Origin of the sequence: Bradyrhizobium sp. 44, from assembly GCF_023073095.1 — a bacterium.
Classification (GTDB): domain Bacteria; phylum Pseudomonadota; class Alphaproteobacteria; order Rhizobiales; family Xanthobacteraceae; genus Bradyrhizobium.
Genome location: NZ_JADPIY010000016.1, coordinates 1012208 through 1035204, shown reverse-complemented (window position 1 = coordinate 1035204; position 22997 = coordinate 1012208). Strand labels below are relative to the sequence as shown.

20 protein-coding genes and 1 tRNA gene are annotated in these 22997 nt (G+C 65.4%); 7 read left to right on the top strand and 14 right to left on the bottom strand.

The annotated features are described in order from the left end of the window. Positions 1 to 47: 47 nt before the first annotated feature. From IVB41_RS21560 to IVB41_RS21545, 4 genes are read right to left on the bottom strand one after another with little or no spacing between them, the layout of a single operon-like run. Complete coding sequence (locus tag IVB41_RS21560; RefSeq protein ID WP_027569957.1) at positions 48 to 893, bottom strand: phosphatase PAP2 family protein; 846 nt, start codon at positions 891 to 893, stop codon at positions 48 to 50. Between the two features lies 1 nt (position 894). Then, the gene (locus tag IVB41_RS21555; RefSeq protein WP_247360938.1) at positions 895 to 2637 is read right to left on the bottom strand and encodes a glycosyltransferase family 39 protein; all 1743 of its coding nucleotides are present in this window, start codon (positions 2635 to 2637) and stop codon (positions 895 to 897) included. A gap of 50 nt (positions 2638 to 2687) precedes the next feature. Then, the gene (pbpC, locus tag IVB41_RS21550; RefSeq protein ID WP_247360940.1) at positions 2688 to 4814 is read right to left on the bottom strand and encodes a penicillin-binding protein 1C; all 2127 of its coding nucleotides are present in this window, start codon (positions 4812 to 4814) and stop codon (positions 2688 to 2690) included. Positions 4815 to 4825: 11 nt separating this feature from the next. Beyond that, positions 4826 to 10030: an alpha-2-macroglobulin gene (locus tag IVB41_RS21545; protein ID WP_247434589.1), complete on the bottom strand. Its 5205-nt coding sequence runs from the start codon at positions 10028 to 10030 to the stop codon at positions 4826 to 4828. 402 nt (positions 10031 to 10432) lie between these two features. On the opposite strand from IVB41_RS21545, the gene IVB41_RS21540 reads away from it, so the two are divergent. After that, positions 10433 to 10509 (top strand) — tRNA-Arg (locus tag IVB41_RS21540). 464 nt (positions 10510 to 10973) lie between these two features. Here IVB41_RS21540 and IVB41_RS21535 read toward each other — a convergent pair. Both IVB41_RS21535 and IVB41_RS21530 read right to left on the bottom strand, forming a co-directional pair. After that, a complete protein-coding gene (locus tag IVB41_RS21535) occupies positions 10974 to 11339 on the bottom strand; it encodes a hypothetical protein (protein WP_007610194.1) in 366 nt (121 codons plus the stop codon). 15 nt (positions 11340 to 11354) lie between these two features. Continuing rightward, positions 11355 to 12638 (bottom strand): hypothetical protein, encoded by a 1284-nt coding sequence (locus IVB41_RS21530; protein WP_247434586.1) that lies wholly within the window; start codon positions 12636 to 12638, stop codon positions 11355 to 11357. Positions 12639 to 12777: 139 nt separating this feature from the next. Here IVB41_RS21530 and IVB41_RS21525 point away from each other — a divergent pair, with 139 nt between their 5' ends. After that, a complete protein-coding gene (locus IVB41_RS21525; protein ID WP_063994351.1) occupies positions 12778 to 13005 on the top strand; it encodes a DUF2171 domain-containing protein in 228 nt (75 codons plus the stop codon). A 125-nt stretch (positions 13006 to 13130) separates the two neighbouring features. On the opposite strand, the gene IVB41_RS21520 is transcribed toward IVB41_RS21525, so the two are convergent. Together IVB41_RS21520 and IVB41_RS21515 are read right to left on the bottom strand one after the other, a co-directional pair. Next, positions 13131 to 13349 (bottom strand): hypothetical protein, encoded by a 219-nt coding sequence (locus IVB41_RS21520; protein WP_247434583.1) that lies wholly within the window; start codon positions 13347 to 13349, stop codon positions 13131 to 13133. Between the two features lie 232 nt (positions 13350 to 13581). Beyond that, complete coding sequence (locus IVB41_RS21515; RefSeq protein ID WP_247434580.1) at positions 13582 to 13731, bottom strand: hypothetical protein; 150 nt, start codon at positions 13729 to 13731, stop codon at positions 13582 to 13584. Positions 13732 to 13977: 246 nt separating this feature from the next. On the opposite strand from IVB41_RS21515, the gene IVB41_RS21510 reads away from it, so the two are divergent. Beyond that, positions 13978 to 14139: a hypothetical protein gene (locus IVB41_RS21510; RefSeq protein ID WP_199198412.1), complete on the top strand. Its 162-nt coding sequence runs from the start codon at positions 13978 to 13980 to the stop codon at positions 14137 to 14139. A gap of 106 nt (positions 14140 to 14245) precedes the next feature. On the opposite strand, the gene IVB41_RS21505 is transcribed toward IVB41_RS21510, so the two are convergent. The 3 genes from IVB41_RS21505 to IVB41_RS21495 all read right to left on the bottom strand — a co-directional run bounded on the left by IVB41_RS21505 (position 14246) and on the right by IVB41_RS21495 (position 15776). Beyond that, entirely contained in the window at positions 14246 to 15031 is a 786-nt protein-coding gene (locus tag IVB41_RS21505) for a hypothetical protein (protein ID WP_247397899.1), read from the bottom strand. 183 nt (positions 15032 to 15214) lie between these two features. Then, entirely contained in the window at positions 15215 to 15463 is a 249-nt protein-coding gene (locus tag IVB41_RS21500) for a hypothetical protein (protein WP_247434577.1), read from the bottom strand. A gap of 76 nt (positions 15464 to 15539) precedes the next feature. Next, on the bottom strand, positions 15540 to 15776 hold the full coding sequence (locus tag IVB41_RS21495) for a hypothetical protein (RefSeq protein WP_247286132.1): 237 nt from the start codon (positions 15774 to 15776) through the stop codon (positions 15540 to 15542). 268 nt (positions 15777 to 16044) lie between these two features. On the opposite strand from IVB41_RS21495, the gene IVB41_RS21490 reads away from it, so the two are divergent. Then, positions 16045 to 16392, top strand: a complete 348-nt coding sequence (locus IVB41_RS21490; protein ID WP_247434574.1) for a DUF6481 family protein — start codon at positions 16045 to 16047, stop codon at positions 16390 to 16392. A gap of 138 nt (positions 16393 to 16530) precedes the next feature. Here the strand turns inward: IVB41_RS21490 and IVB41_RS21485 are convergent, their stop codons facing one another. After that, positions 16531 to 16773 carry a pentapeptide MXKDX repeat protein gene (locus IVB41_RS21485; RefSeq protein ID WP_247397893.1) on the bottom strand — a complete coding sequence of 81 codons (243 nt, stop codon included), beginning with the start codon at positions 16771 to 16773 and terminating at the stop codon, positions 16531 to 16533. A gap of 329 nt (positions 16774 to 17102) precedes the next feature. Here IVB41_RS21485 and dctP point away from each other — a divergent pair, with 329 nt between their 5' ends. Genes dctP through IVB41_RS21470 form a run of 3 tightly spaced genes read left to right on the top strand, consistent with a single transcriptional unit; the run spans position 17103 to position 20031 of the window. Next, positions 17103 to 18125, top strand: coding sequence for a TRAP transporter substrate-binding protein DctP (gene dctP / locus IVB41_RS21480; RefSeq protein WP_247397891.1), 1023 nt, complete (start codon positions 17103 to 17105; stop codon positions 18123 to 18125). Beyond that, a complete protein-coding gene (locus IVB41_RS21475) occupies positions 18122 to 18676 on the top strand; it encodes a TRAP transporter small permease (protein WP_027517812.1) in 555 nt (184 codons plus the stop codon). The genes dctP and IVB41_RS21475 overlap by 4 nt, the downstream gene beginning before the upstream one ends. Next, complete coding sequence (locus tag IVB41_RS21470; RefSeq protein WP_027569941.1) at positions 18673 to 20031, top strand: TRAP transporter large permease; 1359 nt, start codon at positions 18673 to 18675, stop codon at positions 20029 to 20031. The genes IVB41_RS21475 and IVB41_RS21470 overlap by 4 nt, the downstream gene beginning before the upstream one ends. 47 nt (positions 20032 to 20078) lie before the next feature. Here IVB41_RS21470 and IVB41_RS21465 read toward each other — a convergent pair whose 3' ends face one another. Both IVB41_RS21465 and IVB41_RS21460 read right to left on the bottom strand, forming a co-directional pair. Beyond that, positions 20079 to 20990, bottom strand: coding sequence for a hydroxymethylglutaryl-CoA lyase (locus tag IVB41_RS21465; protein ID WP_247434570.1), 912 nt, complete (start codon positions 20988 to 20990; stop codon positions 20079 to 20081). 1 nt (position 20991) lies between these two features. Then, entirely contained in the window at positions 20992 to 22995 is a 2004-nt protein-coding gene (locus IVB41_RS21460) for an acetyl/propionyl/methylcrotonyl-CoA carboxylase subunit alpha (protein ID WP_247434567.1), read from the bottom strand. Positions 22996 to 22997 lie beyond the last annotated feature (2 nt).

Below are 22997 nucleotides of genomic sequence, written 5' to 3'. Positions count from 1 at the left end.
GGAATTGGCTTGGCTCGGGAACCGGCGGGCCCGGCAGGCAGCCGCTTTTATGGGGCGGATGCCCCGTGGGCAACCCTTTTGAGGCGGCCCGAGACCGCCCCTGCAAGAGGCACAATGGTGCCGTCGGCACGGATGGCAAAGCCGAGCCTGCGGGCCGCGAACCAGTAGCGCACCGCCATGGCGCCGACCATGCCGACCAGGGCGCCGGCCACCACGTCGCTCGGGTGGTGCGCGAGCAGCACCAGTCGCGTCAGCAGGATCACGATCGCGTAAGTGAACATGAATACGCGCAGGCGCGGCCATAGCGCCGAGACGGCGAACGCCAGTGCGAACGCCGTCACCGCATGACCCGACGGCAGACTGGCATAGGCCCCCGTCCCCTCGAACGGGATGAAGTTGAACGGATTGGCCTTGCCGCCGACGAACGGACGTCCTCGACCGATGAGATATTTCAGGATCTCGGCGACGAATATCGGCACGGCAACAGACAGAAACATGAACTGCAGCCGCGTGCCGAGGCCGAGCAGCAACGCGCGGCTTCTGCCGCGCAATCCCGCCGCAACCAGCGCCAGCACCACCAGCCCGCCCCCGAGCACGGAGAGCACATACTCGTCCTTGCCGAAATCGGTCAGGATGCGGATCGGCCACAGGCCCGGCGTGCCGCGCGCCGGCATCAGCTGGATCTCGGTCAGGTCGAACACGACCATCAGCGCGATGACCAGGGCTGCACCTGCCGCACTGAGCCACAGCGAATGCCGCGCCAGCTTTCGTGCGGCCTCGGCGCGGCGCGAATGCGAGGGCGTACGCACGAGCTGCGCCAAAGCGCGCCCCGACAGCGTGAGCAATTGCGCGGGATAGCTCGCGCGCGGCGCGATGTCGGTGGGTGCCGACATCCTACTCGGTGCCTTCCGAGCGGAAGATCGAGATCGAGATCGCTCGCCCTTGGGAGAAATTGTAGCCGTCGATGCGCGTACCAACCTTGTAGCGCAGCCCGATCGCCTCGGCGCGCTGCACGAAGCCGCGCTCCGAACGCTGCTCGATCAGCGCGAAACGGCAACTCCCCTGCCGCAGGAAATCCGCCGCGCCCGAACCGTCGGTGAGCACCGTCTGCGTGCCGGTCAGGAAGACGAGGCTTGGCTCGTGATAGCCGGCCGCGGCCGCCTTCGGGCCGACGCAGGTGACGTTGCGAAGCGCGCGTGCGATCTCGATGCTCGGAAACAGCGGCGTCAGCGACGGCAGCACGATGCCGTAGACTGTCACCGCGAGCATCAGGGCTGCGACCAGCGCGTTGAGCAGCGAGCGCTCGGCGTGATTGTTGTCGTGGAGCCACCAGGCGAACAGGCCGAAGATCAGCGAGGCCGCGATGAACGGCCACGCCACGAAAGCAGGCTGCCGCGTCAGCATCACCGCGCCGACGACCGCGATGATCGAGCCGCCAACGGGGATCGCGAACCACCAGGCCGAGCCGCGCATCAGCCAGGACCAGGACAGCACGCGCCGCTCCAGCGCGCCCGCGGTGAGGATCGCGATCGCAGGGTACAGCGGCAGCACGTAATGCGGCAGCTTGGTCAACACCACCTCGAACACGATCCAGGACGGGACCAGCCAGGCCAGCAGGAACTGCGCGCCGGGCTCGCGCCGCGCGCGCCAGACCGCGGGCGCGGCCATCGCGGCGAGCGGCGCGCCGGGCCAGAACGTGATCCAGAACAGCACCAGGTACAGTCCGGGCGGCGCGCCGTGGGATTCCTGCGCGCCCAACTTGCTCAACATGTCGCCGCCGACGGAATCGGCGAAGAAGGCATCGCCCGCGCGCCAGAAGATCGCGACGAACCAGGGCAGCACCAGCACCAGCATCCACATCAGGCCCCAGAGCGGGCGCAGCTTCCATAGCCAGGAGGCATCGCGGTCCTGGATCGCGAGCGCGACGATGGTGAGGCCTGCGAACATCAGGATCAGCGGGCCCTTGATCAGGATGCCGACAGCGAGAGCCGTCCAGAAGATCGCGGGCCAGCTCCATGGCGGATGCGTCTCGTCCTCGGCGCGCTGCCACGACAGATAGGCCCGCGCCATCGCGCCCATCGCGGCGACCACGCAGAACAGCAGCATCGCGTCGGTCTTCGCAAGCCGCGCCTCGACGCCGAGCAGCACGGAGGCGCACATCAGAAGCGCTGCAAGCACCGCGGCGCGCCGCGTGACGAAGCCGAGCGCCGTCCAATAAGTCATGAGCACGGCACCGATGGCGCCGATCAGCGAGGGCAGCCGGTAGACCCAGATTCGCAACTCGGCCTTCGGCAGACCGAGCGCCGATGCCGTCTCGACCGCGGCCGCTTGCAGCCAGTAGATCCCGACCGGCTTCTTGTAGCGGACGTCCTCCTGAAAGCGGATGTCGACATAATCGCCGCTCTCGACCATCTGCTTGGTGGCCTGCGCAAAGCGCGCCTCGTCGCGGTCAACCGGCGGAATCGTAAAGAAGCCCGGCAGGAATAGCAGCAGCGCGCACAGCAGCAGGAAGCTCACCGCGCGGACGTGGCTGGCCGTGGCGATATCGAACATGGACACGAGCCGGCTGCCCGGATTCACCGGGGATTTCGGCTCGCGCGGAGCTCCAAAACGGGGTGCTGGGTAGGTCTCGGCCATCGGTTCCGCTTACGCTGAAACCGCCATCGCCACAACCGCTTGAGGCAGGGTCATTGAATTCGAATGACAACTGTGTCCGCGGCGCCCGTGGCGTCGATGACGGTCAGCCGCGCAAAGCCGGGACCGGGCGGATCGATCAGCCGCTGGCGCCGTCCGTCTATCTCGCCCTGCGCCGTTCCGTTAACCATGACGGTCATGGGCAGGACTCCGCCGGCGACTTTGACTGGCATGGCTGCGCCCGCCTCGCCACCTGAGCGATCGACGTCGATCCGCGAGCCGTTCAGCGGAAACTGGATGTGCAGGGCCTGTTCGCCCCCGGTCCGCACCAGATCCCCGACCGGGCGGAACCGCCTCAAGGGCAACGGCAGCTTGGCGTTGCTGGCAACCAGGGTCCCCTTCGGTGGCTTCGGCAACGGCAGGAGCGTCTTGCCGGTCCGGGCGAAGGCGTCGAACAGGATCGGTGCGGCGGCAACCCGACCGATCAGGCCTGGAACCGGCGCACCATCGGGCCGGCCGACCCAGACGCCGATGGTCATGCGCCCGTCAAAGCCCATCGACCAGGCGTCGCGGTAGCCGTAGGAGGTGCCGGTCTTGAAGGCGATGCGGTTGTGAGCTGCGTTCTCCGGCGGCGGGGTGCCGAGCAGCACATTGCCGACCTGCCAGGCCGCGACCTGATCAAGCAGCCGCAGCGGCTCGCGGTCGTCCCTGTCAGTTATGATCTCGCGCAGCGGCCTGGTGGTGCCGAGCCGGGCGAAGCCCGCATAGAGCTGGGCGAGGTCCTGCAGCGTCACGCCGACGCCGCCAAGGCCCATGGCAAGTCCCGGCGCCTCGTCTTTGGGCAGAACCAGATTGCCACCGGCCTGGCGCAGCCGCGAGGCCAGCCGGCTCGCGCCGACGCGGTCGAGCAGGACGATCGCGGGCACGTTCAGCGACAGCTGCAGCGCCTTCTTTACCGGCACCGTGCCTTGGAACGTCATGTCGAAATTCTCCGGCGCGTAGGAGCCGAAGCGCACGGGTCGATCGTCGATCAGACTGTCGGGATGAACGAAGCCGTCCTCGAAAGCGAGCCCGTAGATGAAAGGCTTCAGCGTCGAGCCCGGCGAGCGGACCGCGCGGGTCATGTCGACCTGCCCTGCCCGGCGCTCGTCGAAATAATCCGCCGAGCCGACGCGCGCGAGCACGTCGCCGCTCTCATTGTCGAGGACGATGATGCCGACCGAGATGTTCGGCCCCAACGCAATGGCACGATCGCGCGCCAGCGGCTCCAGCACCTTCTGCAGGTTGGCATCCAGCGTCAGCTTGATGACGGGGGCGTCCTTGACCGTCGCGAGCGCCGCATCGGAGGCATGCGGCGCCAGGATCGGCATCGGCTTGCGCAGTTTCGGCACGGGAACGGCTTTGGCCTGCTTGGCATCGTCGCGGCTGATCTGTTGCTCCTCGACCATGCGGTCGAGCACGCGGTCGCGCGCTTTGCGCGCCGCGTCGGGATAGCGATCGAGCCTGCGGGTCTCCGGGGATTGCGGCAGCGCGACCAGCAACGCGGCTTCAGCCAGCGACAACCGCTTCGGCTCCTTGCCGAGATAGGCGATCGAGGCGGCGCGAATGCCTTCGAGGTTGCCGCCGTAAGGCGCGAGCGCGAGATACAGATCGAGAATCTGCTCCTTGCTCAAGCTGCGCTCGATCTCGATCGCACGCACCATCTGCCGCAGCTTTGCATAAAGCGAGCGCTGCCGCCGCGGCTCCATCAGCCGCGCCAGCTGCATCGAGATGGTCGAGCCGCCCGAGACGATGTGGCCGCGGGTCCCAAGCTGAAACGCAGCGCGCCCCAGCGCCAGCGGGTCGATGCCGTCATGTGCGTAAAAGCGCTGGTCTTCATAAGCGAGCAGCAGCTTGAGGTAGGTCGGATCGACATTCGCCTTTGTCTCGACCGGCAACCGCCAGCGCCCGTCCGCCATCGCATAGGCGCGCAGCAGCTTGCCGTTGCGATCGACGATGGTGGTGGAGACCTGGCGGGCTTCGTCGAAAGGCAGCGGGCCGAGGGAGTAAACCCACGCGACGAAGCCGACGATGGTGAGGATGAGCGTGAGCGCGAGGCCGGAGAGGAGGCGATGGCCCCTGCCCCTTGCTCCATCATGGCCGGGCTCATCCCGGCCATCCAGATTTTCTCTCCCGCTCATCTTGCCATCACTCACTTCGCCGCCCGCACCTCGACCGTGCCGGTCCCGGTGCGGCCGTAGCGCGAGGGATTGTACATGTCCTCGACATAGGCTTGCGGCAGCACGTATTTGCCGGGCGAGACCACACGCACGACATAGGCCACCGTGAACACCGCCTTGGAATCCGAGGCCCGGTCGACGGCAGCCGTGAAGCGGTCGTCGCGGAACTCGGTATCCTCGGGCTCTTCGCCATCCTCGATCCAGCCCAGCGTGCCGCTGTCACCCGACGACACCAGTTTTGGATTGTCGATCTCGAGGCCCGCCGGCAGATAGTCGGACACCATGATGTGGCCGTACTCGGGCTTGGCCTCGGTGATCTTGAGCACCACGGCGAAGCGGTCGTTCTGCTTGACCTTGCTGATCTCGGCGGGCTTGCCGTCGAGCGTGAAGAAACTGCGCTCGATCTTGAAGCCGTTCGATGCCGCGGGCTCCGGCGTCACCGGCGAGCCCGACACCGAGACCACCGCCTGCACCGGCGCATCACCGGTGTTGGTGATCTTCAGCGGCTTGCCTTCCAGGGTCGCAGCCTTGTAGCTGCGGTACAGCGCGGTCTTGACCGGCTGGCCGTCCACCTCCATCGACAGGCTCTCCTTGGCGAGCGCGCGCGCCGCCAGCACCAGCCACGCATTCTCCTGCGTGGAGGTGTAGGGCGTCAGCCCGCGCGCGGTCTCGACCCGCGACACCGCCTGCGTCAGCGTCGCCTTCGGAGCATTGCCTTCACTGGCAAGCGACACCAGCGCTGCGGCATCGCGGAGCTGCGAGCCATAGTCGGTGCGGCCGAACTCCAGCACCGGCTTTGGGGCGAGACTGTCGAGGGCTGCGCCATAGACCCGCTCCGCACGGTTGCGGTCGCCGACCAGCGCGAGCGCCGCGGCGAGCTGCGATTTCGCGATGGGAGTTGCGAGGTTGGAGAGCTTGGTGTCGGCGAGATAGCGGAGGTCGCCGATTGGCGCCGCGCCGTTTCGCGCAAGCACATAGAGGCCGTAGGCGAGATCGCGGCCGCCGTCCTTCTCCGGCTCGTTGCCGTTGACGACGGAGTTGCGGATACGATCCAGCGCAGTCTTGAACAGCACATCCGGCACCACAAAACCCTTTTCGCGGGCGCGGGTCAGGAAGTCCGTCACATACGCATCGAGCCAGGCATCGTCACCACCGGCCGACCACAGCCCAAACGAGCCGTTCGAGCCCTGGCGAGCCAGCAGCCGCTCGATGGCGTCGTGGATGCGCTGGTCGACCTCGGTGTCCATGGCCAGATGCGCGCCGACAGCAAGCTCGTTGACATAGAGCAACGGCATCGCCCGGCTGGTGATCTGTTCCGAGCAGCCATAGGGATAGCGGTCGAGCGCTTTGAGGATCGTCGCTGCATCGAGCGCAGTCGACAGGCTGGCTGAGACCGAGACGCTGCCGGTTCCCGGCACGAGATCGGCGAACATATCCGAGGTCAACGTCAGGCTCTCGCCCTTCGCGAGCGTCCGGATCGAGCGCCGCGCCAGGACTTGCGTCGCCGCCTTGACGTCGAGCGCATAATGGCGCGCCAGCGCCAGGCCATTCGGCCCCTTGATGTCGACGTCGAGCGTCGCCTGCCCCGCCGCCGTCGCGTCGATAGCGAGCGAGAAGGAGTTGCGCTGCTTGGCGGCGAGCTTGACCGTGGTTGCGGGATTGCCGGTCATCTTCACCGGCCCGCCCGTCTTCACGTTGATGACGTAATCGCCGGCCTGCCCTTCGACATTGTCGATCTCGAGATTGACCGTGCCGTGGTCGCCGTTGAGCAGGAAGCGCGGCAGGGTCGTGGTCAGCACCACGGGATCGCGGATCACGACGTCGATGTTGGCGCGACCGAGCTTGGTCGCGGTCCACGCCACCGCCATCACGCGCGCGGTGCCGGCGAACTCCGGAATATCGAATCTCACTTCTGCCGTGCCGTCGGCGGCAACGGTGACGATGCCCGAATAGAGCGCGAGCGGCTTTTGCGCGGGCGGCGAGCCCTGGAGCTCGGCGGCACCAGCGTCGCCGCCGGACTTGATCTGCCCGCGCGTGCCCGACATGCCGTCGATGAGTTGCCCATAGAGATCGCGGATCTCCGCGCTCAGGCGGCGCTGACCGAGATAATAGTCGTCCGGCGCGGGCGGCTTGTAATTGGTGAGATTGAGGATGCCGACGTCGACCGCAGCGATGACGATCTTGGCGTCCTCGCCCGGATTGAGCCCGTCGAGCTTGACCGGGATCTTCAACATCGCATTTGGCCGGATCAGAGCCGGCGGCGTCAGCTTCACCTGGAGCGTGCGGGTCTGCTTGTCGATGCCGAACCATTTGAGGCCGATGGCACGGCCCGGCATGCGTTGCGCGGCCGCATCAAGCGGACGGCGCAGCGTCGCCACCACATAGGCGCCGGTGCCCCAGTCCTTGCCGACCGGGAGCTTCACCTGGGCGGTGCCTTCCTTGACGTCGATGGTCTGCGTCGTCAGCAGGCGATCGCCGAGCACGTTGACCGTCAGCTTGCCGGCGCTGCGGACGTTGACCGACACGGTCATCGTGTCGCCCGAGGCGTATTGCGGCTTGTCGATCGAGGTCTCCAGGAGGTCCGGTGTGTCGGCGCTGCCGTCGGAATACCAGCCGACGTCGAACTGCACCGAGGTCACTGGGCCGTCGGCGTCGTTCGACTTCACATCCAACCGGTAGCGGCCGGGCCGTGGGGTCAGCGAAATCCGCGACGGCTTGTCCGCGGCAACGGTCACGTCGCCGTCGGAGACGCGCGAGGTCGATTTGACCGGCTCGTACTCCCAGTAATTGCTCTGGCGATACCACTGGTAGCGCGACTCCATCTTCAGGAGCTCGTAGCGCAGGCCGTCGCGGCGAAGCCTCTCACCCTCGGGCGAGACGAACACGACATCGAACTCGGCCTTGTCGCCCTCGGCGACGTTCTTGTCGCCGAACAGCGGCTTGATGCCGATCATGGCAGCAGCAGGCGCGACCGGCAGCACGATCTTGCGTTCGACGGCGCGGCCGCCGGTCTCGACCATGCGGACGAAGATCTGCGCCTCCTGCGGTCGCGTCGAGGCCGGCTGCTTGTCGAGCGTGACCGGGAAGGTGGCAACGCCGTTGGCGTCAGCTTCCGGCAGGTTCTCCAGCGGCGTGCGCTCGTTCGAGGTGGCCTCCTCGTCGGCAACGCCGAACTGGTAGCCGGCAAAGCCCGGCCGCTCCGACGCGGGCGCGACCAGCATGTCGCCTTCGAGCGCCAGCCCGGAGGCCGGCGCGCCATAGAGGAAATGACCGTCCGCCTTAAGCTCCACTGGAGCGTTAGCTTTGATCAGCTTGTCCTTGGCAGACAAGTCGAATTCGATCCGATCAGGGACGTAGTCCTCGACCATGAAGGTAGTTTCGCCGACCGAAGAGCCCTTCGGATCGGTGAAGGCGCGCACCCGCCAGGTCCCGGTCGGGACGGCCGAGTTGAGCGGGACGGACAGGGTGCGCCCGCCGGCGCCCTGGTCGGCCAGCACGGCGCGGCGGTATTCGACGCCGTCGGGGCGCTCGATCACCAGGGTCATCGGCCCGCCGGTGACGGCGTTGCCCTGCCCGTCGCGCAACAGCGCGGTCAGATAGACGGTCTCGCTGGAGCGGTAGACGCCGCGCTCGGCATAGACGAAGGCGTCGGCGCCCGCAGGCACGGCCCTGCCCGAAACGCCACGGTCCGACAGGTCGAAGGCGGAGGACTTGAGGCTGAGGAAGGCATAGTCGACCTTCTCACCGGTCACGGTGAGCATCGCCGGCGACAGACCGCCCTCGCCGCGCGCAAGCCCCGCCTCGAACAGCAAATGGCCGCTCTCATCGGTCTTGCGGGTGGCCAGGATCTCGTTGTTGCGCGCGACCAGCCGCACCTCGGCCTTGCCGACCGGATCGGTCGAGGCCAGCGAATTCACGAAGACATGGATGCCGTCATTGCCGGAATAGGCCGTGACGCCGAGATCGGACACGATGAACCATTGGGTGGCGAGCTGGTAGTCGTCGTCCGAGCCTGGCCCCTTGGCCGCGGCCGTCATCACATAAACGCCGGGCTGCAGTTCGCCGAGCGCCTGGTCGACCGGGAATGCGGTGGTGACGTCCTGGTTCAGCGTCATCGCGGTCGCGAGCTCGCCGGTCCAGACTTTCACGCCGCGCTCGCCGCCGAGATCGCTGAGCTGGTATTTCGACAGAGTCTTCTGGAAATCGCTGTCGACCACCGTGTTGATCAAATTGCGGTCGCCGATCCGGAACACGTTGATGTTGACGGCTGGCGTGTTGACGCTGACCACGGGAATGCCGCGTTGGCCGGTCCTCGGCAGCACATAGGCGCGGCTGGTGAAGCGCACGAACGGCTTGCGGTCGCGCACATAGACGTTGAACTCGGCCGATTTCGGCAGGCCCTCCTTCACGGTGGACGGCAGGCCGGCGCGCAGATTGATGTTGTAGCGCTCGCCATGCTTCAGCCCGTCGACGCAGAGCTGCTTGCCCTCGGCCGACAGGGCCGGCTTGTCCTGGCCCGCCAGCGCGAGGTACGGCGCGAAATCGGTGCGTTTTGCCAGCTCCTCCGAGAACTGGAAGCAGGCGCGTGGACTGGCGGAGTCCGAGTCCACGGTGTAGTCGAGCAGCCGAAAACCGTGCTCGTCACGCATCTTCTCATATTGGCCGCGGACATCGGCGACCTCGCGCATGTCGAGCGACAGCCGCAGCGCATCCAGCGCCGGCCGCCACAGCTTGCGTTCGGACAGCGACTTGCCGAGCACCGCGAGCGCGTCGGCCTCCTCGCCCGCATTAGCGGCACGCTGGTAGGCGATGTAGGCGGCAGTCGAGGCGCGCTCCAGCAGGAACGTCTGCTCGCTCGAACTCTTCGGCGATATCTGGAAGATGACTTTCGCCAGCCGCAGCCAGTTGCCGGCATCCTCCGGCGTGGTCGCCGCGATCTGGCCGAGCACCGACAGGCCGGTGCGATAGTCGTTGCGCCGGAAGGCAGCATCGGCGTCGGTGCGCAAGCTCGCGCCAGTCTTGGCGACCGGCCCCGCCTCGCCCTTGATCTGCGCCTCCAGCTTGATCGCGGAATCGGCGAGGTCGTCCCGCTTGAAGGCTTTGTCGGCGGCCTGCGCTACGCTAAGGCCGAACGCCAGCGTGGCGCAGAGTGTGACGGCGCGAACAAGACCGATCATGGATGGACTCCCGGAAATCGCGGACGAACGCCGCTTGTCGCATGAAATGCGCGGAAAGGTGACGGACTCAAGGCGATGGAACCAAAGGTGCAGATCGTCGCATTCGCCATGACAAGGCAGGCCCAGAGGAGACCGATCAAGCTACCGCCGCGCACGCCGTCCTGATGGCGCAGCAATACCCGACCAGTCGTCCGGCGGCCGTGTCCCGGAAGCTGGCCAGCGTTCCCGGCGATGTGATCCATCGTCCAGTCCGCTGTCGCTCAACCCGGCACCCTGACACCCCACCGTTCCGCTTTGTCGCGGCTTCGCGGAAAACGGTTCGGTTCAGACTTGGCGAAAGACGATATTTTTCATAATGGCATGGTAGATGAACAGCCGGCCCCAACCAGGGGGGCTCAAGACGGTCCCGTAGCTCAACTGGATAGAGCATCAGATTTCTACTCTGAGGGTTGCAGGTTCGATTCCTGCCGGGATCGCCATTTTCAGGTTCAAGCGCTCATGGTGAGCCCGGTCTACGACGCGCGCCCGCAGGGTCCGCTGTCCTTCACGAACGCGTGGGTCGCCTCGCTCCGGGCTTTGATCCGGGCAAACGAGCCCTATCTATCCGCCGAGCGACGTGCGCCCGATAAGGACTTCGATGCCACTATCCGACTTGACGAGAATGGCTATCGCATCTGCGGTGGCGGTTGTGGCAATATCGTTTCTGGCAGTTGACGCGGGAGTCGTGAACTCCGGTGTGGTCACAAAGCCCATCGCGACGGCCCGGGCCACTATCGCGGACGCGGCAGCGAGTCAGCATCAACTCGCGTTCGCCGTTCAGGCGTGGGCGCGTCGCGACCACCAGAAGCCGGCCGTGGAAGAATGCCTGGCGATCGATTGAAACAGCGCAGTTTGTAGCCGCTCTCGTCTCGCGGATGTATGCGCAACGTAACAATCATGTTTGTTATAGGCCGTTATTCCCCCGGATGAAGATCGTCCAAATCCAGCCGAACAGTGCGCTCAAGGCGGCGACCGATGCGGCGATTGCCGCGGTCCGGGTCCACCAGATCTGCCGCTCGTGCCGTTCGATATCCGCCTCGGATTTTTGATTATCTTTCCAGTTCAGCCATTCCTGGGCGAACCCGATCGTCATGACGGGCGCGGTTCCGATCGCGATCGCTCCTGCGGATGCCGCGTCGGTCTGGGCGAGGCGCGCTCGGACGTTGGCTGCACCCGTCTTTTCAAGCACCGCAAGCCATTGCTGGGACTGTTCGTCTGAAACATGCCATGTGCATTCCCTGTAAGGAAACGCTTTCGGTCGCTCTGTCATGGCCTTGCACCGTACTCACCCTTCAGTGTTGCCCTGATGTCGCGCCCACCACTCGGCGATCGCCGCCGCAAGCGCCTTCCACACCTCGGTCGGCAGATCCGGCACGGCGACCCGGACGCTGTACCGATCCGTGGTCGCGTCGTGAAACCACTCGGTCGCCGCGAAATCAAAACCAAAACTGCCGGCGTGGCGAATGGGGAAGCCTTTGCCGCTCAGGTCGCGGCTCATGTCGTCGGCCGCCTGCCGCGCGGTCGCCTCATCGAGGGCGCGCCTGCCGCGAAGCGTGACATAGAGGCCGTGGGTGAAATGCAGCTCGGCCGAGAGCCAAGCGAGCTCGGAGGCGAAATATCGCGCCGTGTGGCGACCGTTGCGCAGGATTGCCGAGACGCGCCTTTTCGTCAGGGCCCAATAGGCCGCCGAGCCCACGAATGGCGGGAAGTGCGCCGGCAACGCCGCGCCACCGAGAAGCCGGACGGCATTGCGGGTTTCCGCCGCCAGGCTTTCGGACAGCAGCTGGCCTGCCTTGAGGTCCTTCCGGCTCCAATGCACGAAGACGGCAGAGCCCAGCCGGCCATATTCCACGCCGAGCGAATCCAGCTTGTTGTGACTTCGCACCAACACGACGGGGATGTCCCATCGCGCGGCCCATCTCAGGACGCGCCGGATACGCCCTGACCTGCCGGCGAAACATGTCGTGTCGAAGATCAACAGGTCGAGCCCCGAACCGTCGCAGCGCAGAGCCGCCTCGAACGCCCCGGCAGGGGCGCATGAATCCAGCAGCAGAAGCCGTGGCGCGGCCGCCGCATCAAACGTTTCACCCAGCGGCAGCCTGGCGGTCACAAGCCGCAAATGGGGGACGAGGCTCTCGATCAGCTCCACTGTCTCGCCGTAGGTGCCCGGCAGCACTACGACGTCTGCCTTGCCGATAGTTCGTGCGGACGCGAGCAGCATTGCGGAGATCGCGGCCATGCCGGAGGCGGTATAGATCGCCTCGCTCCTGCAGCCCCGCTCGAGTTCATAAAACGAGGGACCGCACACCTTGAGGTCCGCGCGCTGATAATCGTAGCTGAACACGAACGGACCGCTGGAGGGAGACGCCGCGTGCGACCAAGCCGTCTCCGTCGCCTTCCAGTCCTGCAGCGCATGCTCCGCGCGCAGCGCGGCGGCGAGCTGAAATTTGGAGTCTACAACCTCCTCGACCGATTGCGGCCGAGCCAAATGCAGCGGGCTCCTCAGGCAATCGTTCAGCAGCCCGATTTCCCTGTGCTTTCGTTCGAGATAGGCCTCGGAGGTCTCCATGCGGATCTTGATGATGGTGGTCTTGGCAATTGCGACTGCCTTTCAACGTTCGGCGAACGCATTGGCTCCAACAGCCGGGCCCGCTCATCCTTGCAACAAAGACCGGCCCTCGCCGTTGACACTTCATAGGGAGAACATCATGAGCGAGATCAGAGAGCACATGAAGATCATCGGCAAGGACGGCGCACCTGTCGGCACCGTCGACCGCGTCGAGGGCAACCGCATCAAGCTGACGCGGAAGGACAGCCCGGAAGGTCACAAGGACCATCATCATTACATCGACACGAAATATGTGGGTGCTGTCGAAGGCGATGTCGTCAAGCTCTCGGTGAATGCCGACGCGGTGCCAAAGTCGGAAGCTGCCTGACACACTGCAGCCCTTTGCAGGCTTTTTGTTTGTTCACGATCCTGCTCCGCTTCGTTCCGCGAAACGAATCGCGATCGGAAATCGTCATCCGAACGAGTCTTAACGTCGCGTTTCGGCGTCTTGCGTCAGGCGTCGAGCGTCACGAGCGCGGGCCGGAAGCGGTAGGCATCGATCGCGGCGTTGGACAGCAGCAATCGTCGCCTTTCGCCAGCCAGCATCATGCGGTCGATCCTGTGCAGGATGAATCGGGCCGCGTCCCTGCGCTCGCCAGTCAGCAGGCCGGATTGGTCGAGATACTTCCAGGCAATCTCGAAGGATTGTGCGCGCAACTCGGGATCGGTCATAGCGGCTCAACGTCGCGGGGGAACCGACGTTCCACCTGCACGCGCCTCCCGCCCGGTCGTCCTTGATCTCGCGCGAAAAGAATTGAAGGGGCGCGGAACGAACCTGCGATCGACGCGTTCGAAATCCAGTGGTGCCGATTTGCCAGCCCCGATCGGCTCTCGAGAACCCCGTGCTTGTCCCCCGAGCACGGGGTTTTTCTGTGAATACCGGTTCTCTCGTAAGAGTGTGGGCTCAGTCCGTTCGATCTTCGCGCCGGTCGCGGGCGAGTTGATGCCAGGCCAGGGCCAGCTCGATGAGACGTTGCCGGTCGGGACCTTCGGCCGCCACGGCGCGCTTCATCGCCGCCTCGGCTTCATGCTGTGGATCGTACTTGGTACACATGAAGCCAATTCTAGCCGGACGATCTGGACAAGCGCGTGGCAATTTCGTCCGTATGATTGCGGGGTTAATGCCTCCCCACACGGATTTGCGACGCGATCCAACTCACGCATCTGTCGAACGACCGGCAACCATTGTGGGCTTGACGCGCACCGATCTGTGAAGTGCGTCACAGCCGGCGCCCGGCGTCTCCGCTAAACAGTCTTCAGCGCTCCCAGAGAGCGAGAAGGCTTGGGAGATATTCCCGTCATGACACAAGAAGCCGCAGCCGAAATTGCCGTCCCGACGCGGCGCGAACGATCCGACCCGCTCGGCATCGCATATCTGGCGACCATCGGCATCGTGATGCTGGCCTGGATCGCAGGCCTGGTCTGGGCCGCGATCGCGTTCTTCGGCTGGCTGGTGTCCTGAGGCGCGGGCCGATCCTCTTTAATTCCCGGCCAGCTGACGGCCAGCGCCAAACGAAAAGAGGCGGGATCTTGGCCCGCCTCTTCGCTTCAGCTCTCGCCTGGAGTGCTCAGTAACACGCGCGGGGATCGGCCTGCACATACTGGCCGCTCGGATAACGGTAGTAGCAGTTGCCCTGGGCCAGATAGTAGCCGGGGCGCGAAGCAGCCGTCGCGCCGGCGATCGCGCCGGTGGCACCGCCGATCACGGCGCCTGCGGCCGCACCCGAGGCGTTGCCCGAGATCAGGCCGCCCAGCACACCGCCGACAATGGCGCCGCCAAGGGCGCTCGCGCCGGGGTCGGCTGGCGGCGGAGGCGGCGGCGGTTCGTAGGCGACGGGTGGGGCGTAGGCGACCGGCACGTCGTCGTAATAATCCTCCGAAATGTAGGCCGGGGGCCCCTCCATCCGCTGCGGATAATAATACCGCGCGCCGCCCACATCCCACCACCAGCCGGAGCGGCCGTTGTGGACTTCGTGGCGCCAGCGTCCGCCATCCCAGGCGAGATGGCCGCGATAGGCGTGTCCGCCCCAATCGCGCGCCGGCGCGGGACCCCTGGCGTAATTGCGTCCGGGCGGCGGACCGCCGGCATTGCGCGGCGCAGGACCTGCACCTGGACCTGCATGACCAGGACCGCCAGCGTGGGGCTGGCCGCCGGGCTGTGGCGCGGGCCGGACAGCCTGCTGCGGCGGCGGACCCTTGCGCATGTTCTGAGGCGGCGCGCCGCCGCCTGGCCCGGCCGATGGCTGGGCGGCGTCTCTCGGCGGTCTGGCGTCCTGAGCCTGCGCCGGGACGGCGAGCAATGCCATGGCCGAAACCAAGGGAATGATGATCTTGATGCGACTGGACGCACTCATGCGTGCTTGCCCCCTACTCTCTCGATTGCCGTCAATGGCCGTGATGCCTCGCGCGATAGACGATTCGGCTCGCGCTGAGCTGATGCCGGCTGACATGACTGACCTGCTTTGGTCGCCCAGTCCCGTTACAAATGATTAAGATCACGACATTTTTCCGTCCGCCCGGGCCGCTCTGGAGTGCCTCTAGCGGGCCGGCTCGATCACATTGCAGTTGCTTCGCCCGGACATCAGGCAGTCCTGCATCTTGCTCGCGGAGGTGAGATCGCGGGCGAGCCACCAGCCGACGCCGAGGATCACGATCGCGATGATCAAGCCGGCGATGGCGCCGCGGCGGTTGTCACCGGCCTGAGGTTTTGGAGGGGATTTGAGCTTAGCGCCCGATTCGGGCTTAGCTTTGGACTTAGGCTCGGAATTGGCTTCGGACTTGGACATGGCTGACCGATTACGGGGCGAGCGGGCTTTATCACCTCTGCGGGGTGGCGTGACATCCCGCCCAAGCTTCTCCCGGTTAGCCTCGAGTGGGCCGGATCGCTTCCTTGCGCGAGGTTTCGACCGCCGGGATCGCCTGCTGGACCCGCGGTGCGCAGGTCGTAAGTACAAACGCGGTCTGGGTGCATTCCCAATCTGCACCCAAGACGGCACTTTCGATCGGCTGCGGGCCAGCGAGGAGCAGCGCCGCACCGGCCAGGGCTGCCACCGCGACGGCGATTGCGAGCGCCTTCAGGCTCAGTCTTGAGATCGTCATACCCGTGCTCCGCGTCTCATACCCGGGCGGACGCTAGGCACCGCCCTGGTGCCCCCTTATGAGGGACATCACAATTCGGCAGTTTTTCGGGGCTACGAGAGATCGTCGGGGGCGGCGATTTTCGTCTACCTGATCGGCTGCGATTATAGGTGGCATCACGGCGCGCGCCGATGTACACGCATCTGCGTCGCGCGGCGCCCGCTATGCCCAGCCGACGTACCAACAGGCAGTGATGTAGGATCGAAAGCGAGGATGACAAGGTTCGCCGATGAGTGGATTTAGGGAACCAGGCTTCTCCGACCGGCAAAAGGCGGCACAGGAAGCACGCAAAAACCTTTTGAACAAATTCAAGTCGCAGCCGGGGCCGGATGATCCGGCGGTTGTGGCGAAGCGTGCGGAGCGCGAGGCCCTTGCGGCCAAGCGCGCCGAGGCAAAGGCTGCGCGCGAGACGGAAAAGGCCGAGCAGAAGCGCCTTCAAGAAGAGGTTGCCGCGCTCGAGGCCGCGCGGATCGCCCGCGAAGCCGAAGAAGCCGTCGCGAAGGCGGCCGAAGCCGAGGCCGATCAAAAGGCCAAGCGAGACGCCCGCTACGCCGCCCGTAAGGCGAAGCGCAAGTAACGTTCGCAAGTCTAACGCTCGCAAGTCACGTTCAATTGAATTTGGACTGAAACAATACTCCGGGGGCGGTCTACGTGACCGCCCCCGGATTTTTGGCGCGCGTCTGCCTGTCGCAAGCGCCTCCTCGACGATGGAAGATCAGTGCTTCTTCATCATCCCGTCGTCTTTCTTCATCCCGTCCTTCGACATCGTGTCCTTCTTCATGCCGTCGTCCTTGGACATGGTGTCCTTCTTCATGCCGTCCTTGGACATCGTGTCCTTTTTCATCATGCCTTCATCCTTGCCCATCTTGTCCTGGGCAAAGGCAGCCGGCGACAGCGCGAGGCCGAGCGAGAGAATGGCCGCTGAAACGCCGAGCGCGATGCGGGTACGAATGGTCATGACTGGTCTTCCCTTCGAGATGAGGTTTGTCAGCGACGGACGCCGCTATCTGATCTCGACGGATTGCCACGGGGCGTTGTTACGCGGCCGCTGATAAATTTCCGCGGCAATTGCCGCTGATGCAGTAAATCAGAAGTGTGCAACGCAGCATGGCCGGCACTTGCCGCGGCATTCGGTCTCGAACTATCAGATGAGAGAACATTGTCCGAAAGACCGGCTAGGATGGGCTTCAGCACGGTCTCAAAGACCAACCCAAAATCACGGCAAACAAGGCCCTCCAAAGAACCGTCCAAAAAACCGTCCAAGAAACCGTCCAAGGGAATCACGCCATGCTTACGCGCCGCCACCTGATTGCGACCGCCGTCGCCGCACCCGCCATTCTCCGTTTCGGCACCGGCACCGCGCATGCCGCGACCACGCTGAAGATCTCGCATCAATTCCCCGGCGGCACCGTCGATAAGGGCGATTTCCGCGACCGGCTCTGCCGCATGTTCGCCGCCGAAGTCACCAAGCGCAGCAATGGCGACATCGCCGCCGAGATCTATCCGAACTCCTCCCTGATCAAGACCAACGCGCAGTTCTCCGCGATGCGCAAGGGCGCGCTCGACATCAGCCTCTATCCGATGCCCTATGCCGGCGGCGAATTGCCGGAAACCAATATCGGCCTGATGCCGGGCCTCGTCACCACCTACGACCAGGGCATGCGCTGGAAGAAGGAGCCGGTCGGCAAGGCCTTGACCGACTTCCTCGCCGACAAGGGCATCATCCTGCTCAGCTGGGTGTGGCAGGCCGGCGGCGTCGCCAGCCGCTCCAAGCCGATCGTGGCCCCCGAAGATGCCAAGGGTCTCAAGGTGCGCGGCGGCTCTCGCGAGATGGATATGGTGCTGCAGACCGCCGGCGCATCCGTGCTGTCGGTGCCCTCGAACGAAATCTACGCAGCGATGCAGACGGGTGCCTGCGATGCCGGCATCACCTCCTCGACCAGCCTGATCTCGTTCCGCCTGGAAGAGGTCGCGAAATCGCTGACCTCGGGCGCGGGCGCGTCCTACTGGTTCATGCTCGAGCCGCTGATGATGTCGAAGGCGATCTTCGACAAGCTGCCGAAGAACCAGCAGGACGTCCTGCTCGCAGTCGGCACCGAGCTCGAAGCCTTCGGCCGCAAGGGCGCGCAGGACGACGACGTCGAGGTCGCCAAGGTCTACGAAAAGGCCGGCGCCAAGGTCTCGGTGCTCGATGCCGCGACCGTTGGCAAGTGGCGTGACATCGCCCGCGACACCGCCTGGAAGGACTACGGTGCCAAGACCGCGACCTCGGCCAACCTGCTCAAGCTCGCGACCGACGTCGCCGCATGAGCCACGGTCCGCTTCCGGATCGTGACGACCAGGCAAACGCTGCCGCAAGGACCGGCCTTGCGGCGGCGATCGATCGCGGTCTCGCCATCCTCAACAACATCATCGTCGTGTTTGCCGCGATTGCACTGATCGCCGCCTGCGCCATCCTGAGCTACAGCGTGCTCAGCCGCGCCTTGTTCAAGGCTGCCAATTACTGGCAGGACGAGGCAGCGGTGTTCCTGCTGGTCGGCGCCACTTTCATGACGGCCGCCTACGTGCAGCAGAACCGCGGTCACATCGGCATCGAGGCCTTCGTCGGCCTGCTCTCACCGCTGGCGAACCGGATCAGGCTCTGGCTGGTCGACGCCGTGACGCTTCTGTTCTGCGCTTTCTTCGCCTGGAAGTCCTGGACGCTGGCGCATGAAGCCTATGTCGACGGCCAGGTCTCGAACTCGATGTGGTCGCCGCCGCTGGCCATCCCATATTCGCTGATGGCGTTCGGCATGAGCCTGCTCTGCGTCCAGATCCTCGTGCAGCTTGCGCTGCCTTTCGCTGGAGCCAGGCGTTCATGAGTGTTTTCGGTATCGGCCTCGCCTATGGAATCGCGACGTTGGTCGTAATGTTTTCGGGCATGCCGATCGCGTTCGCGCTCGGCGCGGTCGCAGTCGTGTTCATGGGCATCTACATGCCCGCCGCCTCCCTCGATACGGTGACGCAGAACGTCTACGAGGAAATGGCGTCGATCACGCTGCTGTCGATTCCGCTCTTCATCCTGAAGGGCGCCGCGATCGGCAAGTCGCGCGCGGGCCAGGATCTCTACTCGGCCCTGCACGCCTGGCTGCACCGCGTCCCCGGCGGCCTCGGCGTCGCCAATGTGTTCGCCTGCGCGTTGTTTGCGGCGATGGCGGGCTCCTCGCCCGCGACCTGCTCGGCAATCGGCTCGGCCGGCATCCCCGAGATGCGCAAGCGCGGCTATTCCGGCGGTTTTGCCGCGGGGATCATCGCCGCCGGCGGCACGCTCGGCATCCTGTTGCCGCCGTCGATCACCATGATTCTGTTTGCGGTCGCCGCCGAAAAATCGCTGGGACGGCTGTTCCTCGCCGGCATCGGGCCCGGCCTGCTGCTGGTCTCGCTGTTCGGCGTCTACGCCGTGATCCGCTTCCGCCAGGAATATGCCGCGGCCGAAGCGATCTACAAGAACGGCGGCCCGGAAGCTGCGATCCTTGCCCGTGACGAATACACGCTCGCGGAACGCTTCAGTGTGCTGCCGCGCGTGATCCCCTTCGTGCTGCTGCTCACCGGCGTCATGATCGCGCTCTATGGCGGCTATGCGACGCCGTCGGAGACCGCTGGCCTCGGCGGCCTCTTGGCGCTGGCATTGATCGCGGCGATCTACAGCGTGTGGCGTCCGAGCGACCTCGCCCCAATCCTGAAATCAACGATCCGGGAATCGACCATGCTGATGATGATCATCGGCATGTCGCTGCTCTACTCCTACGTGATGAGCTATCTCCACATCTCGCAATCGGCCGCCGAATCCGTCGTGGCGATGCATCTGCCGCGCTGGGGACTCTTGTTCGCGATCCTCGTCATGGTCGTCGTACTCGGCTTCTTCCTGCCGCCGGTCTCGATCATTCTCATGACCGCGCCGATCATCCTGCCGCCGCTCCGCGCCGCCAATTTCGACATCATCTGGTTCGGCGTCGTCATGACCATCGTGATGGAGATGGGGCTGATCCATCCACCCGTCGGCCTCAACATCTTCGTCATCCGCAACGTCGCGCCCGACATCCCCTTGCGCGAAGTGATCTGGGGCACGTTGCCGTTCGTGCTGCTGATGATGGTCGCGGTGCTGCTGCTGTGCTTCGTGCCGGAGATCTCGACCGGGCTGCCGGACCTGGTGATGGGGCCGGACGGGAGCAGGTAGCTGCTGCGTCCACCGTCATTGCTTCGCTGCGCTCGCAATGACGGGAATTAGGAAGTCGCGCGCTTCCTCCTAGCGTTCAGCGCGGACGCCACGCGGCTCACGGGCGGTTTGCCCAGCACGCCGCTCATCTCGTTCGTCGCCGCCAGCAACCGATCCATGTCGACGCCCGTCCTGACGCCCATGCCCTCGAGCATATAGACGACGTCCTCGGTCGCGACATTGCCGGTCGCGCCAGGCGCGTAGGGACAGCCGCCGAGGCCGCCGGCGGCGGCGTCGATGACGCGGACGCCCTGCTCCAGCCCGGCATAGAGATTGGCGAGTGCCTGGCCGTAGGTGTCGTGGAAATGCATCGCGAGGTTGGCGGGAGGGATGTTGGCGCTGACCGCGCGCAGCATCTCCTTCGCCTTTTCGGGCGTGCCGACCCCGATGGTGTCGCCGAGCGAGATTTCGTAGCAGCCGAGCTCCCACAGCGTGGTGGCGAGATCGGCGACGGCTTTCGGCTTGATCTCGCCGTCGAACGGACAACCGAGCACGCATGAGATATAGCCGCGAACCGGCACACCATCGGCCTTGGCGCGTGCCAGCACCGGCTTGAACCGTTCGATGGACTCCGCGACCGTGCAATTGATGTTGGCCCGCGAAAAGCCCTCGGAGGCCGCCGCGAACACCGAGACGATCTTGGCGCCGGCCGCGCGCGCGGCGTCATAGCCCTTCTCGTTCGGCACCAGGACGTGGAATTCGGCGCCGGTCAGGTGGCTGACGCCGCGCAGCACGGCGTCCGAGCTCGTCATCTGCGGGATCGCCTTGGGCGAGACGAAGGCGCCGACCTCGACTGTATTGAGGCCGGCCGCGACCAGCGCCTCGATGAAGGCGATGCGGGCCTCGACCCTGACCGCCGTCTTCTCGTTCTGCAGGCCGTCGCGCGGCCCCATTTCGATGATGCGGACGGGATCGCTCATCTCATTCTCCGGAAGGCTCGACCACGGCGAGCTCGACGCCCTCCTGGACGATGTCGCCGACCTTGCATTTGATGGACTTCAGCACGCCGGCATAGGGCGCGCGCAGCGTCTGCTCCATCTTCATCACTTCCAGCGTCAGGATCGGCGCGCCCTTCTCGAGCTTGGCACCCTCCTCCGCCAGCACGGCGACGACGGTACCCGGCAAGGGCGCCGCGATCTTGTCCGCGCCGGCCTGCTCCTCCATCTCGCCGCCGAACGGATCGACCCAATGCAGGTCGAATCGCCCGTTGCGCGTGCGCAAATACAGCTCATGACCATCGATCACGGCCGCGACCGACGTTTTGACGCCGTCAAGCGTCAGATCGAAGCCGCCGTCCTTCACCACGATCGTGAACGCCAGCTCGCGCTCGCCGATCACCAGTGTGGACGGGCCGCTGCCGTAGTTCAGCCTAACCTTCTGCTCCGGCCCGTGGCCGACGCGGAACGCAAAGCTGCGCTGGCGGCGGCCGACCGGCATCCAGCCAAAGGTTTGCCAGGGCGAATTCGCTTCCGCCTGCGCGGCCTGCCGCTCGTCCTTGATCACAGCGGCCACCGCGGCGCAGAGCTCGAGCTCGCTTGGCGCCGGCGGTGCCTGCGTCAGCACCGCCAGCTCGCGCTCGATGAAGACGGTGTCGATCGCATTCGCCCTCACCTTCGGATGCGTGATCAGGGCGGAGAGGAACGGGATATTGGTGACGATGCCGCGAACGTCTGAGTCCTCAAGCCCGCGGTTCAGCCGCTCGATCGCGACATCACGCGTCGGCGCCCAGGCGATCATCTTCGCTAGCATCGCATCATAGTACGGCGAGACGGCATCGCCCTCGCGATAGCCCGCGTCGATGCGCAGGCCGCCGGTTTCCGCCGGCAACCGCCAGGTCGAGATCTTGCCGACCGAGGGCATGAAGTTCTTGGTCGGGTTCTCCGCGTAGACCCGAGCCTCGACGGCATGTCCGTTGAGCTTGATCTGATCTTGTTCGAGTGGCAGCGCTTCGCCGAAGGCGACGCGCAACTGCCACTCGACCAGGTCGATGCCGGTGATCAGCTCGGTCACGGGATGCTCGACCTGAAGGCGCGTGTTCATCTCGATGAAGAACACGTCCTTGCCGTCGGAGACGAACTCGATGGTGCCGGCACCGACATAGTTGACGGCCCCGGCCGCTTTTCGCGCGGCGGCGCAGACCGTCTCGCGCTGGGCCGCATTGAGCGTCGGTGACGGCGCCTCCTCGATCACCTTCTGGTGGCGGCGCTGCAGTGTGCATTCGCGCTCGAACAGCGACAGCAGATTGCCGTGGCTGTCGCCGATCACCTGCACCTCGATGTGGCGGGGATTGTCGACATATTTTTCGATCAGCATGCGGTCGTCGCCGAACGCGGCCTTGGCCTCGCGCTTCGCACTGACGATCGCAGGCGCGAGTTCATCCGCCGAGCGAACGATGCGCATGCCGCGGCCGCCACCACCGGCGGACGCCTTCACCAGAATGGGGAAACCGACCTTCTCGGCCGCCTTCGCCAGCGTGGCATCGTCCTGGGCCTCGCCGTGATAGCCGGGCACCAGCGGTACGCCGGCCTTCTCCATCAGCGCCTTGGAGCCGGATTTCGAGCCCATTGCGGTCATCATCGCCGCGGTCGGGCCGACGAAGACCAGGCCGGCGTCGAAACACGCCTGCGCAAACTCGGCATTCTCCGACAGGAAGCCGTAGCCGGGATGGATCGCCTCCGCGCCGGTCTTGCGCGCGGCCTCGATCAGCCGCTCGACGTTGAGATAGCTGTCACGGGCACGTGCGGGACCGAGCAGCACGGCCTCGTCGGCGAGCGCGACATGCATCGCGTCGCGGTCGGCCTCGGAATAGACGGCCACGGTGCGCAGGCCCATGGCGCGCGCGGTGCGGATCACGCGGCAGGCGATCTCGCCGCGGTTGGCGATCAGGAGCGTGCGAAAACGGCGGTAGAGCTTTGAGCGGTCCATCG

Coding starts and splice junctions, on each gene's coding strand:
- IVB41_RS21560 (WP_027569957.1), bottom strand. CDS start 893: ATGTCGGCACCCACCGACATCGCGCCGCGCGCGAGCTATCCCGCGCAA.
- IVB41_RS21555 (WP_247360938.1), bottom strand. CDS start 2,637: ATGGCCGAGACCTACCCAGCACCCCGTTTTGGAGCTCCGCGCGAGCCG.
- pbpC (WP_247360940.1), bottom strand. CDS start 4,814: ATGAGCGGGAGAGAAAATCTGGATGGCCGGGATGAGCCCGGCCATGAT.
- IVB41_RS21545 (WP_247434589.1), bottom strand. CDS start 10,030: ATGATCGGTCTTGTTCGCGCCGTCACACTCTGCGCCACGCTGGCGTTC.
- IVB41_RS21535 (WP_007610194.1), bottom strand. CDS start 11,339: ATGACAGAGCGACCGAAAGCGTTTCCTTACAGGGAATGCACATGGCAT.
- IVB41_RS21530 (WP_247434586.1), bottom strand. CDS start 12,638: ATGGAGACCTCCGAGGCCTATCTCGAACGAAAGCACAGGGAAATCGGG.
- IVB41_RS21525 (WP_063994351.1), top strand. CDS start 12,778: ATGAGCGAGATCAGAGAGCACATGAAGATCATCGGCAAGGACGGCGCA.
- IVB41_RS21520 (WP_247434583.1), bottom strand. CDS start 13,349: ATGACCGATCCCGAGTTGCGCGCACAATCCTTCGAGATTGCCTGGAAG.
- IVB41_RS21515 (WP_247434580.1), bottom strand. CDS start 13,731: ATGTGTACCAAGTACGATCCACAGCATGAAGCCGAGGCGGCGATGAAG.
- IVB41_RS21510 (WP_199198412.1), top strand. CDS start 13,978: ATGACACAAGAAGCCGCAGCCGAAATTGCCGTCCCGACGCGGCGCGAA.
- IVB41_RS21505 (WP_247397899.1), bottom strand. CDS start 15,031: ATGAGTGCGTCCAGTCGCATCAAGATCATCATTCCCTTGGTTTCGGCC.
- IVB41_RS21500 (WP_247434577.1), bottom strand. CDS start 15,463: ATGTCCAAGTCCGAAGCCAATTCCGAGCCTAAGTCCAAAGCTAAGCCC.
- IVB41_RS21495 (WP_247286132.1), bottom strand. CDS start 15,776: ATGACGATCTCAAGACTGAGCCTGAAGGCGCTCGCAATCGCCGTCGCG.
- IVB41_RS21490 (WP_247434574.1), top strand. CDS start 16,045: ATGAGTGGATTTAGGGAACCAGGCTTCTCCGACCGGCAAAAGGCGGCA.
- IVB41_RS21485 (WP_247397893.1), bottom strand. CDS start 16,773: ATGACCATTCGTACCCGCATCGCGCTCGGCGTTTCAGCGGCCATTCTC.
- dctP (WP_247397891.1), top strand. CDS start 17,103: ATGCTTACGCGCCGCCACCTGATTGCGACCGCCGTCGCCGCACCCGCC.
- IVB41_RS21475 (WP_027517812.1), top strand. CDS start 18,122: ATGAGCCACGGTCCGCTTCCGGATCGTGACGACCAGGCAAACGCTGCC.
- IVB41_RS21470 (WP_027569941.1), top strand. CDS start 18,673: ATGAGTGTTTTCGGTATCGGCCTCGCCTATGGAATCGCGACGTTGGTC.
- IVB41_RS21465 (WP_247434570.1), bottom strand. CDS start 20,990: ATGAGCGATCCCGTCCGCATCATCGAAATGGGGCCGCGCGACGGCCTG.
- IVB41_RS21460 (WP_247434567.1), bottom strand. CDS start 22,995: ATGGACCGCTCAAAGCTCTACCGCCGTTTTCGCACGCTCCTGATCGCC.